Genomic DNA, 15,859 nt, shown 5'->3' on the forward strand with positions numbered 1-15,859 from the left:
AAAAACATATTTTTAATAAACAAAAAATTAATTCAAAATGGTGATTTTCATTGTGAATGGCATTCATATATTATTAAAAATTCACAATGGGTCGATCAATTAACGCAAGAAGGTAATATCGTAATTGAAAATAAGAAAAAATATGTGCATTATGCAATAACCGAAGAAGATTATGTCATAGAAGTAGTTTCTACGAAAAAACCTGAAATAGAAATTATTAAAAATAGTTAATTTTTTGTTTATTAAAAATATGTTTTTAGAAAAAGTATGTTTAATTTTATAGGATGTTTATGAAAATATATAAAATATTTTTTATCTTACCTATGGAAAATATATTAAACCTGTTAAAATTGAATCATTGGATTGAATTATGTATACGAGCATTTTAGTCAAAATTGAATTTATAGATAAAAATATTGATTTAGATAAAAAAATAGAATTATCATTTGAAATAACCAATATAGGTGTTAAATACAAAATTGGGACAAATTTGGGGGGAAATATAGCGAAACCTTTTATACCGGTTCTTCAAAAATTGAAAAATTATGAATTAATTTTTGAGTTAACGGATTGCCCTATGGATACGCAGACTGTAGATCTTTTTAGTGGTGATTGTCCTATTGATAACAGTGAGAAACATGTTGCATTAGTTTATGAATCTTTATTTTCTAGAATGGATAGGGTTCAGCGATTTTTTGAAGAGTTGTTAGATAATAAAAATATAAAAAATGTAATTGTTGATATAGATGCTGAAAATACATTTGATTATCAGGAATTTGATAAAATAAGAATAAAGGTTTCTAAATTTAGAGATAAAATGATTGAATTATTTGAAGAAAATAATCAATTTACACCTACTATTAGAATTATATTTGAGAAATAATCAAAACATTTTTTTTAGTGTTGAGATTTTTTTAATAAACCCCTTTTGCGAACATAATTTTTTTGAACTATCCTAACTTATTCAAAATAAACAAAAAATATAAATTAAAATTTGGATAAAACATGAGTGATAAATTTTGGTCGAATGAAGCAAAAAAGTTGGATTGGTTTAAAGAGTGGGATAAAGTAAGTTCAGGCGAAAAGCCTTATGTAAAATGGTTTGTTGGTGGAAAATTAAATGCATCATACCAGTGTGTAGATAGGCACGTAAAAAATGGGTTAGGCGAAAAAGTTGCACTTTATTGGGAAAGTGAGTCCGGAGAATCTCAAAGCTTTACATACAATGATTTTTATATTCAGGTAAATAAACTTGCCTCAGGGTTGAAAAATCTTGGTGTAAAAAAGGGTGATATAGTAGTTTTATATATGCCCATGATTCCACAAGCGATATTTTCTATGTTGGCCGTTGCGCGCTTAGGCGCAATACACAATGTCGTATTTTCTGCTTTTTCTTATAAATCATTAAAAGATCGAATAATAGACACAAATGCAAAATTTATAATTACTGCGGATTTTGTTTTGCGCAGAGGAAAATATACGGATCTAAAATTTATTGTAGATTTGGCTGCACATGAAACATCGATAGAAAAAGTTATTTTGATAAAACGTACCGATAAACCTGTTGCCATTGATAATAAAAAAGATATTTTATATGAAGAATTAATTAGTAAATCTGAAGATTACTGTGAACCCGAACATATGGAATCAAGTGATCCATTATTTATACTTTATACTTCCGGAACTACCGGAAAACCAAAAGGCATAGTTCATTCAACCGGTGGTTATTTAACTTATATAAATTCAACTTTTGAATCTGCATTTGGTAAAGTTAAAGATGAAATTTATTGGTGTACTGCCGATATTGGTTGGGTAACCGGACATTCATATGTTGTTTATGCGCCATTAATGTCGGGAACAACCATGATTCTTCATGAAGGCGCTCCGGATTATCCCGATCCATCAACTTGGTGGAAGATTATTCAAAAATATAAAGTATCAGTTTTTTATACTTCGCCAACTGCAATAAGAATGTTAATAAAATTGGGCCAAGAATGGCTTTCCGGTTTTGACTTAAGTTCATTGCGTGTTTTAGGTTCCGTTGGTGAAGCTATTAATCCGGACGTTTGGCAATGGTTTTTTGAACACGTTGGTAATAAAAAATGTCCAATTATAGATACCTGGTGGCAGACGGAAACCGGTGGTTTTATGATTTCACCAAAAAGAGAGTATGGAATCGAAAAATTAAAACCCGGATCTGCAACTTTTCCGCTAAATATTATAGATGCGCAAATTGTTGATGAACATGGGTTGCCTTTGCCGGATGGATATAAAGGGTATTTGGTGATAAAAAATTGTTGGCCCGGATTAACTTTGGGTATTTGGGGTGATAATAAAAGATACGAAGAAACTTATTGGTCAAAATTTAAAGATTGTTATTATGCCGGCGATTTTGCAATAAAAGATAAAGACGGATATTTTTGGATTTTGGGAAGATCCGATGAAACTTTAAATATTGCAGGTCACAGGATCGGAACTGCAGAAATAGAAAATGCCGTAATTAAAAATCATATGGTTGCCGAAGCGGCTGTTGCAGCTGTACCGGATAAAATAAAAGGACAGGATTTTGCTCTTTTTGTTGTTTTAAAAACGCAACACGAAAATACTGATATTATAAAAACGGAAATAATTAATACTTTGAAAATAGAGATTGGCGCTTTGGCAAAACCTGGTAAGATATATTTTGTTGATAGTTTACCAAAAACCAGATCGGGTAAAATTATAAGAAGAGTTTTATCCAACTTATTACAAAAACAAGATATTGGTGATTTATCGACGTTGGAAAATATAAGTGCAATTGAAAATATAAAATCTGTAATCAGATAAGTCTGTGATCAGATGAATTTTTTGCGGGAGAAAATATGAAAAAAATTTTAAATATTTTGATTTTGGGTTTACTTGTTTCTAATAGTTTTGCAGCAAATGATAAAAGTAAAAATAATAAAGATAAGAATAGTAAAGTTGAAACAAAAGCTGATGAAAAGTCTGAACGAGTTTTAGTTGATGAAATTGTTGCAAGAGTTAATGGCGTAAATATTTTAAAATCGGTTATAGAAAAACCTCAAATTGTAACAGGGCAAGCATTATCTGCTGATGAAGCGGTAAAACAAGAGCTTCTTTTTCAAAAAGCTGTAGATTATAAATTTTTACCAACAGCAGCAGAAGTAGAAAAACAAATTACTAATTTTAGAATTAGTAATGGTCTTAATGAAATGACAGATGCAGAATTTGAGGCTGAGCTTAAAAAAGAAGGTTTGAATTATTTGGATTATAAAAACCAAATGGCCAGATTTATAGCTATTGAACGTTTAAAGGGTGCCGAATTTGCGGAACGTGCGGTTGTAACAAAACAAGAGGTTGAAAATTTTTATTCCAAAAATCCAAGTTGGAATGAAGAGAAATATTTGTTAAATATTTGTGACGTTTCAGCTGATTACGTTGATGAAAATGATAATTTGAAAAATTCTGATAATTTAAATTGGGAAGATTTAGGTTGGGTTTTGAAAAAAGATTTAAGTGCAGAATTGTCCTTTGTTTCAAATATGAAAAAAGATGAAGTAAGTAAACCTTTTAAAAAAGATGATGTTTATCAAATTGTTAAAGTATTAGATAAATCTGAAAAATATTTACGAACTTTAAATGAGCGATATTTGGAAATAGAATCTGTTTTGCAAGCACAAAAGAAGCAAACGTTTGAAAAAGAGTTTGAAACTGAATTGCGTAAAGATGCATCTATAGTTTATTTAGCGTAATATTTTAAAAGTAAAAAAAAATTAAATTTAAGCCGGTATAATAGCCGGCTTTTTTTTGTTGCTAAATTTTGGAATTTAAATAAACTCACTGACTTAGTATTCGATTAGAAAATTTAATATTTTATCTGAAAGTTTTTTATGAAAAAAATAATTTTAGCATTATTGCTTGTATCAAATTTTTCGTTTCTAAAATGTGTTGTAATTTCCGAAAGCGAGAAAGCTTATTATCAACAAAATCCATGGGATTTTATTGATAATTTGACTATAAAGTATCCAGAAGATTACCCAACAGGTTTTGAGGTTTTACCATATATATTAATGGTATCAGCTTTTGTTGGTACATATATTGGATGGCAAAAAATATTTAAAACAAGTGATTTAAGTAAAGAACGAAAAGTAGAAAAGCGACTTTTTGGAAATTTTTTTGGAGCTATGTTTGGGGCTTTATTTGCTTTAATGACTTGGGAATTATCAACTGAAGTTATTAATAGATTAACAATTGATGATAGATTATTTGGTGTATTAAAATGGTTTATGAATAATTATAATCCGGATTTAAACATTAAATCTGATAAGAATTTGAAAAAATGTTTGCCCGAAGGTTTGTATAGTACTTTTGATAATATGTATTTAGAATATTTAAAGAATGGTGACAAATATCTAAGAAATAGAGCATTAGAAATTGTAAGAAATCTTAGAAGTAAAATTATGTATGAAATTAAAAAAGAAGAGTACAAAAAACCAAAAGTTGTAAATGTTTATAATAGTAGTTATTCACATCCAATTTACACATATCCAACTTATAGATACTCGAGATATGGATATTAATTTTTAAAGGAAAGTTTTTTATGAAAAAAATAATTTTGTCTCTTATATTATTTTCACAAATATCCTTCAACTTAAAACCTGTAACTATTGATTATTATAATCAAATAGAATCTAAGTATGATAAAGAATTTTTGATAAAATTAAGCATACTTGCAGCAGCTGGTTTTGGCGGATATGTTTGTTATTCTATCTCCGATCACAATGAATTTGGAAAAATAATTAATGGTTTTATAGGCGCAGGCCTTGGCGTTACTGTTTCTTATATTTTGCTTAATTCTTATTTAAAAAATATTAAAAAATATAATAATTCTTTTTATAATCACATAGCCATCAAAAAGTTTAATGAAGCTTTATCTGAAATAAAATATTTATCATCCGATGATTTATTTTTAAAAAATATTTCTGATTTTGAAAATATAAATTCTTATTGGGATTATATTTGGGGTATTTTTGGGCGTAATTACATTAATGGAGCCGGTCCGTTTGTTAGAATTGTTAATAATTTACAAAAAGTTTATTCGCGCCTTATTAGAGCTAGAGATCTTTTAAAAATGGCTCAAATTGAAGCAAGATCAGGATTTAATCAATCTTTTGATAATGAATTTGCAGAACTTTTGATAAAAACGGAAAAATTAATTAAGCAACTTGATCTTGCCATTGATAGAATAAGTTATGATATATCTGTTATTAGATCATATAATGAATACAAAAAACAATATCAAGAGTATGAATTTTATTTAAGAGAACAGGAAAAAATAGCGGCAGAGCGTAAAAGATTGGAAAATGAAAATTTGTATATAAAAGCTAAAATGATTTTAGATAAAATAAATAGAGAGCGATATTATTTTTCAGATTTTAATTCTTCAGAACTATTCAATCTTTATGGATATGATTATCCGTTAGTTAAGTTAAAACGTAATCTTAAATCTTATTTAAATGAATTGTACGAAGCCGAACGTTTTTTAAATCAGATAGATTCTGATTATAGAGTTAAACTTGAAATTGATTATTTGAATAGAGAAATAAATAAAATTTCAAGGCAAATTAAAGAATATTCAAGTAAAATTAAAAATCATGAAACATATAAAAAACAGCGTCAAAAATATAATACATCTCAATTTAACTTAAATAGTAATAATACTTATAGTTATAATTACAGTAATTATGATAAAACAAATAAAGAAAAGGCTGCAGATGCAAAGCCCTATGCAGTTGCGCAAAAACCTGAGCCTAAACCCAATATTGCTACGGAAAAGGCAAGCGCTGCAAGTAATAATGTAAATAACAGTAGTATAAAAAATAATAATTTTAAGCGTGAAAATCCTGCAAGTGCTGCTGCTGAAAAAAAAGTTGAACCCGTCGTAAAACAAAAGATAAAAAAAGCAGATGTTGCTGCAAAATATGAAAAGCAACAACAATCAAGTACTGTAAGTAGTTTGCCAAGTGCCGATAATACAAAAATTAAAATTGGTGATAATAAAGTTAATCAAACTATTATTGATAACCAAGATTACGGTTATCCTGTTAATAATCTTGACGAAAATGATGAAGCTAGACATAAGAATAATAAGAATATTAACTCAAATGGATCAAGTATGAGTATGGCGGGAGCATAACGTTTGATTAAAAAAAGGAGAAGTAATGCGTAAGTTTTTTTTAATTATAACTTTTGTGTTTTTAAATTTCCAAAATATAAAGCCTATAAAAGAAGAAAATGTAAAATGGGCAAGCGCAATTACCGGTCTTAGCGTTGGTGCAATTACTTGGTTTTTTACACATGATAATTCAAAAAATTGGAAAAGTTTTTTTTGGGGAAGTGCAATTGGTTGTTTGGCCGCATATTTGGCATATAAAATAGCTCTTGATAATACACCGATTGGTAAATTTAATAATGCAAGCGATATAGTTAATAACACTCATTTAAAATATATTGTTGTAAACGAATTTGAAACGGAACAACTTTTTCTAGGCTATATAATTTCAAATTATTATTCAAATTGGCCATTGGTTGATGCCAGACAAGATTTGGATTCGATTAAATTAAATTTAATATCGGCAAAATTTTTATTGGACTCTGCATGCAAAGAAACCATTGAATACAATAAAGATTTGTGGATTTGTAGAGAATCTGTTTTTCTGAAAAAACAAATAGATGAATTTTTAGAAAAAATCACATTAAGATTGGGTTCTATTGTTAGTTGTATGCTTTATAAGGAACAGTATAAACGCTATAAAAAATATCAAAAGAAAGTAAAAAAACTTACAAGTACGGTAGCTAAAGAAATTAGTAGCCATGTTCAAAAAGAATGTGAACAAAGTCGAAAAGAAGCATTAATTAATGATATTGTAAATAAAACCAATGGTAATATTGGAATAAATATAACTATTTAATATCTATGAATAAACCGATAATTTTAGTTGTTGGTACAAGAGCTGAAGCTATAAAACTTGTGCCATTATATTTTGCATTAAAAAAAGAAAAAATAAATACACTTTTATGTGCAACATTTCAACACTCGGATTTGTTGCAACAAGTATTTGATATTTTTAATGTCACACCGGATTTTAATCTTGATGTTATGATAAAAAATCAGGATTTATTTTATTTACAAAAGACAATTATGGATAGAACTAAAGAGGTCTATGAAAAAGTAAAACCTCAATTGGTCTTAGTTCATGGCGATACAACAACAACTATGGCATCGGCTCTTGCTGCATTTTATTTACATATTCCGGTTGGGCATGTTGAAGCCGGTTTAAGAACCGGTAATATGAAATCACCATTTCCTGAAGAATTAAATAGAAAATTGGTTGGTCAAATAGCAGATTATCATTTTGCACCAACGGCATTTTCTACAGCAAATCTTTTATCCGAAGGTATAAATCGTGAACGAGTTTTTTGTACCGGAAATACCGTTGTTGATTCTTTAAATTGGATGCGAGACTTAATAGATAATAAAAAAATAGAAATAGAAAAATATTTAATAAATCTTATAGAAATAGCTAAAAAAGAAAATAAAAAAATAATTTTACTTACTGCGCACAGACGAGAATCTTTTGGTTCCGGATTGGAACGAATTTTTGGAGCTGTTAAAAAATTTGCAAATATTTATAAAGATTCTTTGATAATTTTCCCTATGCATCCAAATCCCAATGTTTTACTTGCAGCCGAAAAAGAAGATATTCTAAATATTAATAATATAAAAATTATAAATGCACTATCTTATAAAGATCTGATATATGTTTTGTTGAATTCTAATTTTGTTGTTACCGATTCCGGAGGGATACAGGAAGAAGCTGTAAGTTTAGGCAAACATGTTATAGTGTTGCGTGATGTTACAGAGCGTTGGGAGGGCGTTTGGGATGGCTCCGAGGACCTTGTTGGTACCAATGAAAATTTAATTTTATCTTCTATGGAAAAATGCTATCATCTAAAAAAAACAAATGAAAAAATGTCATCGATTTATGGTGACGGAAATGCTTGTCAAAGAATTGTTTCAATTCTTAAAAATAAGCTAAATTTATAAAATTTTTATCCAAAATATTTTGAATTTTTATTGGAGTAGTGATGAAGAAGGTTTCTGTTGTCGGTCTTGGATATATTGGATTACCAACAGCCATAGTTACCGCTCAAAATGGATATCAGGTTTATGGTTTTGATGTAGATTTATCTAAAATAGAAAAAATACATAAAGCCATATCTCCAATAATAGAAAATGGAATAGAAAATAAATTAAAAAGTGTTATAGAAAATAAATTATTAACAGTTTCAGGTAACATTAAACAGGCTGATATATTTTTAGTTGCCGTTCCAACTCCATTTTTAAATAGTGATAAAAAAATAAAAAAAGCTGATTTATCTTATGTATTTAGTGCTGCAAAAGAAATATCCAAAGTATTGGTTCATGGTAATTTGGTTATTTTGGAATCTACTGTTCCTGTAGGTACTACTTTGGAATTTGCACGTTTAATTGAAAAAGAATCCGGATTAAAATTATCAAAAGATTTTTATGTTTCACATTGTCCTGAAAGAGTTTTGCCCGGAAGAATATTTGAAGAATTGGTTTCAAACGATAGGGTTATTGGTGGCATATGTCAAACAGCAAGTGAATTATCAAAAAATTTTTATTCTTCTTTTGTTTTGGGTCAAATTTATATTACCGATGATAAAACAGCAGAGATGGTAAAACTTGCAGAAAATTCTTATAGAGATTTAAATATTGCATACGCCAATGAACTTTCACTGATGGCAAAATCTATAGGCGTGGATCCATTTAAATTGATTGAACTTGCAAATAAGCATCCAAGGGTAAATATTTTACAACCCGGATGTGGCGTTGGTGGTCATTGTATTGCTGTTGATCCCTGGTTTTTAATTCAAGCATTCCCCAAAAATTCTAAGGTATTGCAAGCTGCAAGAAACATAAATGATTCAAAACCAGATGTTATTATAAAAAATGTTTTAAATGCTGTTGCAAAAATAATTAAACCTGATATTCCTAGACCAAGGGTTTTGGCGTTGGGGTTAACATTTAAGCCTGATGTTGATGATTTAAGAGGTTCTCCTGCTTTAAAAATTGCAGCTGAGCTTAACAGAAAGCGAGAGCTCTTTGAGTTTGCCGTTTTAGAACCAAACCTTGGAGAGAATATGTTGGATGGCTTGGGTTTTAAACGATTCTATAATTTTTATGAATCTGTTAAATGGGCAGATTTGATTCTAATTTTGGTAAAGCATTCTGCTTTTTATGAAATAAAAAATTTTGATTTAAAAAATAAAGTAGTTATAGATGAATGTGGGCTGACTTATAAGCTTTATGAGCTAAAAAGTCGGTTTAATTTAGATTTTGGGGTAGATGGTAATAGGGATTACAAAAACATTAGGGGAAATCAATGAATCAACTTTTTTTGAAAAAAGGTAAACTCTTTGTTGATAATGTTCCGGTTCCAACGACTGATGAAAATTCAGTTTTGGTAAAAGTTGCCTATTCTTTTATTAGCTCCGGTACGGAATTGGCAACAATAAATCAATCGGAAAAGTCTATACTGGAAAAATTTACACAAAATAGTTCTCAAAATATAAATAAAATATTTGGAGCTGTAAAAACCGATGGGCTTATTGGAACTTGGTCTTTGGTTAAAAATAGATTAAATAATATTTCAGCTTTGGGCTATTCTTGTTCCGGAAGAGTGATTGCCGTTGGTAAAAATGTTGATAAATTTAAAATAGGTGATTATGTTGCTTGTGCCGGAGCAAATGTGGCAAATCATGCCGAATATGTTTCAGTTCCTGTTAATTTGACAACAAAAGTATATGATAACAAAAATTTAAAAGTGGCAAGTTTGACAACAATTGGTGCGATAGCAATGCAAGGTTTTCGGCGAGCAAATTTAAATTTAGGAGAAAAGGTTGTTGTTCTTGGCTTGGGTCTTATCGGACAAATAACGGCTCAATTGTGTAAGCTTTCAGGGTGCCAGGTTTTTGGAATAGATATTGATTCTGATAGACTTGATATAGCAAAAAAAATGGGAATTGATTTTGTTCTTGATGCCAAAAATAATCTTTTGGACCAAATAAATTTTTTAACAAATCATAAAGGAGTTGATGCAACTATTATTACAGCATCGTCCCAAGATGGATCAATTATTAATAATGCTATGAATTATACCAGAAGAAAAGGGCGAGTTGTTTTAGTCGGCGATGTTAATCTTAATTTTTCCAGAGAGCCTTTTTATTCTAAAGAAATTGATTTTTTGATTTCATGCTCATATGGTCCTGGGCGACATGATCCAAATTATGAAAATAAGGGTTTTGATTATCCTTATTCGCATGTACGTTGGACTGAAAATAGAAATATGGAATTATTCGTTGATCTTGTAGAAAAGAAAAAAATAAAATTGGATTTTTTGGTAAATAATGAATTTGGTATACACGAATCTGAAAGTGCCTATTCTTATTTAAAAAAGAAAAAAGGTCTGGGTGCTTTATTTGCTTTTGATCAGAATTTATCTACAAATATTTTAGATGAAATAACGCAAGAAATAGATGCGTCCTCATATGTAGATTTTGATTCCGGAAAATGTTCAGTTTCGGATGTTATGCGTGGTTTAAAATATAAAGCTCCGGTTGGACATTTGCAAGTTGGGTTTGTTGGAATTGGTGGTTTTGCAAAGATAAAACTTCTTCCAATTGTTTCTAAAAATAAATTTGTAAAAATGCATACATTTGTGGATAAAGATACGGCGAATCTTTTAACTACTTCAAGAATTTATAATGTAAAACGAATAACAAATTCATCAACAAAGGTTTTAAGTGATGATGATTTAAATATGGTTATTATAGCCACGCCACATAAATATCATTTTGCTCAATCTTTAGAAGCTTTGAAAAATGGAAAAGCTGTTTTCGTGGAAAAACCCGCAGTTGTAAATTTTGAACAATTGGATTTACTTGAAAAGTTTTTTAAATTAAATGAAAATGCTTTTTACTCAGTTGATTTTAATAGATCGTTTGCACCATTTAATCAAATTATTAAAAGTGCATTGGATGACAGAAAAAATCCTGTAATAATAAATTATAGAATGAATGCAGGCTATATATCAAAAGATCATTGGATTAATGAAAAAGAAAATGGTGGAAGAATTATAGGTGAAGCTTGCCATATATTTGATTTATTTTGCTACTTAACAAATTCTAAGCCTAAATCTGTTGTTGTTTTACCTATAAATAATAGTTCACTGGATGTTTTGAATACTGAAAATTTTATTGCTACAGTTCAAATGAGTGATGGGTCTTGTTGTAGTTTGACATATTCTTCTATGGGAAATATGCAGGTTGATAAAGAATATATGGAAATTTTATTTGATGGTAAAACTATATTAATGCAAGATTATAAAACTTTGAAAGGCTTTGGATTGCCTATATCTTTTAGCCGTAGCTCAAGGTATTCAGATAAGGGGCATGAAGAATTGTTTAATGAATTTGTAAGATTGGCTAAAATTGAAGGATCAAAACCTCCAATTTCAATTGAAAGAATTTTGTATTCAACAAGATTAACATTAATTGTTGATAAACTTGTTAGAAATAACGGAGGAATTGAGTATTTTGAAGATTAAAATTTTTAATAATCAATATTTATTTTTATTGTGTTTATTTATTTTTTCTTTTTTAATTAAATCTGCAGTTTTTTATTTTTATCTTGGAAATAATAATAATTATTGGCAGGTTGATTCAAATACATATCATAAAATAGCTCAGGGATTAGTAATTAACAAAAGTTTTAGTGTTGATGATAATCCAAATTTTTACAGATTGCCCGGTTATCCATTATTTCTTGCCACCGGTTATAAAATATTTGGAATTGATACAAAAAATGTTTTATGGTTACAGATATTACTTGCATCTTTTATACCAATATTAATTTATTTTTTGGCATTAATAATAATGCCCGGAAATTTATTATTGGCTCGAATGGCATCTATTTATAGTGCAATTCATATTGGATTAACTTTATACTCAGGCTTTTTTATGTCTGAATCTTTGTTTATTTTTTTATTATTAATTTTTTCTATTCTATTTTTTAAAAATAAACATTTATTTTCAGCAGGTGTTTTTTTAGGGCTGGCCGGTTTGGTTCGTCCTATTGGGCACTATTTAATTTTTTTTGTGATTATTATTTTATTTTTTAAAAATAAAAATATTAAAATAAGTTTAATAAAAAGTTTATTCTTAATTTTAGGATTTATAATTACCGTTTCGCCATGGCTTATTAGAAATTATAATTTACAGGGCCAAGTTTTTCTACATAGTTTGCCTGGTGGTCTTTTTTTAAATTTTGCAGCTGCTCGTAGTGTCATGATAGAAAAAGATTTAACTTATGATAGGGCTAAAAAATATCTTACAAGAGAAATTGACATTAATGCTCAAGATTTTAAAGAAAAATATAATAGATCGCCAAATGAAATAGAATATTGTAATTTGCAAATGGATTTGGCATTGGAATATTTTAAAAAATATCCGTTAATAACTATTAAAAATTTTTTACTTGATATATTTAGAACAAGTTTTTCTCTTTATTCTGCTGAAATTTTATATTTAGAAAATAATAGAGCTTCTATAGACTATTTTTCACAAAAAAGAACTATTAAAGAAATGATTTATCGTTATGTAAATCCAAAAACTGATAAAATTGGTGTTCAACTTTTGATTTTGTTTGAAATTTTACTTTTTATATTAATATTATTGGGTGTTTTTGGTGGTTTTATTTTGGCAATATTAGGTTTTTTTGTTTCTAAGTTTGAATATATAAAAAATATTTATATATGTTTTTTACCCATTATATTATTATTTTTGGTTATAGGTCTTGCCGGTGGTTATAGTAGAATGCGTTTACCGGCAGAATCGTTTTTAATAATATTATCATTTATTTTTTATACATATATTTATAATATTTTTTATAAACATAAAATAGCATGAAATTGGCTTGTGATATTAAAAATAATAATAAATTTTTAATTTTTATATTTTTTTTATCTATTACTTTAAGATTTATATTTTTTAATTTTTTTGTAAAAGATAGTTCAGTTCTTTGGCAGTTTGATAGTAGGGTTTATAAGCAAGTCGCAGAAAAAATAATAGAAAATAAACAAATAAATAATTTAGATGAAAGTCCACACTTTTACAGAGTTCCCGGATATTCTATATTTTTGGCGTTAACTAATTTTGATAGTAATTTTAATAACTCTCTTTTAATACAAATAATTTTATCCGGTTTTATTCCTATTTTAATTTTTTATCTATCTTTAATATTATTCCCACAAAATTTTTTACTTGCAAAACTTTCAGCGTTATATTCTTGTATTCATCTTGGGTTTATAATATTTTCCGGGCTTGCTTTGACTGAATCTATTTTTTTGATTTTGTTTCTATTATTTTTAATTTTTTATTTTAAAAATAAATTTTTTTATGCAGGAATATTTTTAGGTTTCGCTTCTATGTTTCGTCCGGTTGGCCAATATTTAATTTTTTTAACTGTTTTTTTAATTTTATTTTTAACTAAAAATTTAAAATATAAATTAACTAATATTTTATTTATATTTTCGGGTTGGTTAATTGTTATTTTACCATGGTTATTGCGTAATTTCTTATTGACGGGATATTTATTTTTTTCAACCTTGCCCGGTATACTATTTATAAGGCACAGCGCGGCAAGAATTTATATGCAAGCAAGCAATATTTCTTATAAAGATTCTTTGGATAAAGTTAATAAAGAGTGGCAAGATTCTATTAAAATAAATTCGCAAGAAAAGAATAACAAATTAAACGAGGCTGAAATTTGTAGTTTGGGTGAAAAAGTAGCTTTTGATTATTTTATAAAATATCCATTTATAGCTTTAAACTTAAGTGTTAAAAATATTTTAAAAACATGTTTTTCTTTGTATTCTTCAGAGCTTTTATTTTTAGATTCAGGTGGAACTTTACCTGATTATTCAAATAATAATAATGTTTTTGATTTATTTAAAAGATTTTTGATACCCAAAGTTAATAATAAATTTATTATTTTATTTATTTATTTGGAAATAATATTTTATATATTTTTGATATTAGGGTTTGTAGGTTTTATTATAAATTCAGTTTATTATTCTATTGATAGAATAATTTTATTTAAGTTAATATTATTTGTTTTTTTATTTATTTTTATATCTTTATCTTGCGGTTTTGCAAGATTAAGATTGCCAATAGAACCTATTCTGATAATATTATCGGTAAAATTTTGGCTTTATAATTTTTTAAAAAAGAGAAATTATGAGTGGTTATAAAAAAGAAGATGTAGTAATTATAGGCGCAGGTCCTGCAGGATTGACCGCTGCGTTTGAATTTATAAAAAACAATAATTTTAATGTGAAAGTTTTAGAAAAAAATGAAAAAATTGGTGGACTTTCCAGAACAACAGAGTACAATGGATGCAAGTTCGATATAGGTCCGCATCACTTCATAACGCAATCAGATTTAGTCGAAGTATGGTGGAAAGAAGTGATGAAGGGAGAGGAAGATCACGGTAACCGATTCGTTCAGCTTAAGCGTTTCACAAGAATTTATTACAAAAAACATTTTTTCTATTATCCATTGCAACCAATGAATGCTTTATTGGGATTAAGCATATTTGAAAGTATTAGATGTATTTTTAGTTATATAAAAATTCGTCTGTTTCCAATTAAAAAAGTTGAAACTTTTCAGGATTGGGTTACAAATAAGTTTGGTTATAGACTTTTTTCAATTTTTTTCAAAACTTATACGGAAAAAGTTTGGGGAATTTTATGTACTCAAATTTCTTCAGATTGGGCTAGTGAACGTATAAAAGGCTTTTCATTATCTAAAGCAATATTTTATGCATTTTTTGGTAAATGGGCTAAAAAAAATGCGCCACGAACTTTAAGCGATACATTTTATTATCCGGAATTAGGCGCCGGAACGTTGTGGCAAAAAGTTGCAAATCAAATTACAAACAGTTCTTTGGGTAAAATTAAATTAAATTCAAGTGTTGTTCAAATAAAGCATAATAATAAAAATATAATCTCTGTTTTAACCGGTGATTTTAATGCGCCGATAAATTCTGCAAAGAAATTACAAGAGTATAAAGCAGAACATTTTTTTTCAACTATGGCTTTGCGTGATTTAATTTTATCACTTGATCCATTACCGGAAGAAAAAGTTTTAAATGCTGCAAAAAAATTAGTTTACAGAGGTTTGATTACACTAAATTATATTGTCAATAAATCAAATATAAGTCCCGATCATTGGATATATGTTCACGAAAAGGAAGTTTTGATGGGCCGAATTGGCAATATGAATAATTTTTCTTTAAAAATGGTTGATGATAAAAATCATACGGCGTTGAGTTTGGAATATTTTGATTTTGTCGCAAGTTCTTTTTGGAATTTATCCGATGAACAACTTTTAGATATAGGTAAAAATGAGCTTGAACAAATTGGCTTTTTAAAAAAAGATTTAATTTTAGATGGTATGGTTTTACGTGAAACGCAGGCATATCCTGTTTATGATAAAAATTATAAAGAAAGTTTAAAAATAGTCTTAGATTATCTTTCAGGATTTTCAAATTTATATTTGATGGGTAGAAATGGCTTGCATAAATATAATAATATGGATATTGCCATGCTTTCGGCATTCAAAGTTGTAAATAAACTTATTGATAAAAGTAAAAAACAAGATAATTATTTTGTAAATAATTATAAAAACAATAGTGCAAGTTTATAGATAAATT

The 15,859-nt window shown here is 27.9% G+C and carries 13 protein-coding genes; all 13 read left to right on the forward strand.

Going from position 1 to position 15,859, the window contains the following annotated elements:
- Window positions 1-231, forward strand: a 231-nt coding sequence (locus KKE07_02520) for a hypothetical protein (protein MBU4269728.1), incomplete at its 5' end; no start/stop codon positions are given.
- Between the two features lie 139 nt (window positions 232-370).
- Window positions 371-883 (forward strand): hypothetical protein, encoded by a 513-nt coding sequence (locus tag KKE07_02525; protein MBU4269729.1) that lies wholly within the window; start codon window positions 371-373, stop codon window positions 881-883.
- A gap of 122 nt (window positions 884-1,005) precedes the next feature.
- On the forward strand, window positions 1,006-2,826 hold the full coding sequence (gene acs, locus KKE07_02530) for an acetate--CoA ligase (GenBank protein MBU4269730.1): 1,821 nt from the start codon (window positions 1,006-1,008) through the stop codon (window positions 2,824-2,826).
- Window positions 2,827-2,861: 35 nt separating this feature from the next.
- Window positions 2,862-3,752 (forward strand): hypothetical protein, encoded by an 891-nt coding sequence (locus KKE07_02535; protein ID MBU4269731.1) that lies wholly within the window; start codon window positions 2,862-2,864, stop codon window positions 3,750-3,752.
- Between the two features lie 138 nt (window positions 3,753-3,890).
- Window positions 3,891-4,580 carry a hypothetical protein gene (locus KKE07_02540; protein MBU4269732.1) on the forward strand — a complete coding sequence of 230 codons (690 nt, stop codon included), beginning with the start codon at window positions 3,891-3,893 and terminating at the stop codon, window positions 4,578-4,580.
- A gap of 20 nt (window positions 4,581-4,600) precedes the next feature.
- Window positions 4,601-6,196 (forward strand): hypothetical protein, encoded by a 1,596-nt coding sequence (locus KKE07_02545; GenBank protein ID MBU4269733.1) that lies wholly within the window; start codon window positions 4,601-4,603, stop codon window positions 6,194-6,196.
- Between the two features lie 25 nt (window positions 6,197-6,221).
- Complete coding sequence (locus tag KKE07_02550) at window positions 6,222-6,971, forward strand: hypothetical protein (GenBank protein ID MBU4269734.1); 750 nt, start codon at window positions 6,222-6,224, stop codon at window positions 6,969-6,971.
- Between the two features lie 5 nt (window positions 6,972-6,976).
- On the forward strand, window positions 6,977-8,107 hold the full coding sequence (gene wecB, locus KKE07_02555) for a UDP-N-acetylglucosamine 2-epimerase (non-hydrolyzing) (GenBank protein ID MBU4269735.1): 1,131 nt from the start codon (window positions 6,977-6,979) through the stop codon (window positions 8,105-8,107).
- A gap of 41 nt (window positions 8,108-8,148) precedes the next feature.
- Window positions 8,149-9,474, forward strand: coding sequence for a nucleotide sugar dehydrogenase (locus tag KKE07_02560; protein ID MBU4269736.1), 1,326 nt, complete (start codon window positions 8,149-8,151; stop codon window positions 9,472-9,474).
- A complete protein-coding gene (locus KKE07_02565) occupies window positions 9,471-11,693 on the forward strand; it encodes a bi-domain-containing oxidoreductase (GenBank protein MBU4269737.1) in 2,223 nt (740 codons plus the stop codon). Before KKE07_02560 ends, KKE07_02565 begins: the two co-directional genes overlap by 4 nt.
- A complete protein-coding gene (locus KKE07_02570; GenBank protein MBU4269738.1) occupies window positions 11,683-13,053 on the forward strand; it encodes a hypothetical protein in 1,371 nt (456 codons plus the stop codon). Before KKE07_02565 ends, KKE07_02570 begins: the two co-directional genes overlap by 11 nt.
- Window positions 13,050-14,396 carry a hypothetical protein gene (locus tag KKE07_02575; protein ID MBU4269739.1) on the forward strand — a complete coding sequence of 449 codons (1,347 nt, stop codon included), beginning with the start codon at window positions 13,050-13,052 and terminating at the stop codon, window positions 14,394-14,396. Before KKE07_02570 ends, KKE07_02575 begins: the two co-directional genes overlap by 4 nt.
- The gene (locus KKE07_02580; protein ID MBU4269740.1) at window positions 14,383-15,852 is read left to right on the forward strand and encodes an NAD(P)-binding protein; all 1,470 of its coding nucleotides are present in this window, start codon (window positions 14,383-14,385) and stop codon (window positions 15,850-15,852) included. The genes KKE07_02575 and KKE07_02580 overlap by 14 nt, the downstream gene beginning before the upstream one ends.
- Window positions 15,853-15,859 lie beyond the last annotated feature (7 nt).

The organism is Candidatus Dependentiae bacterium, assembly GCA_018897535.1.
In the GTDB taxonomy this organism is placed as follows: Bacteria; Babelota; Babeliae; order Babelales; family UASB340; genus UASB340.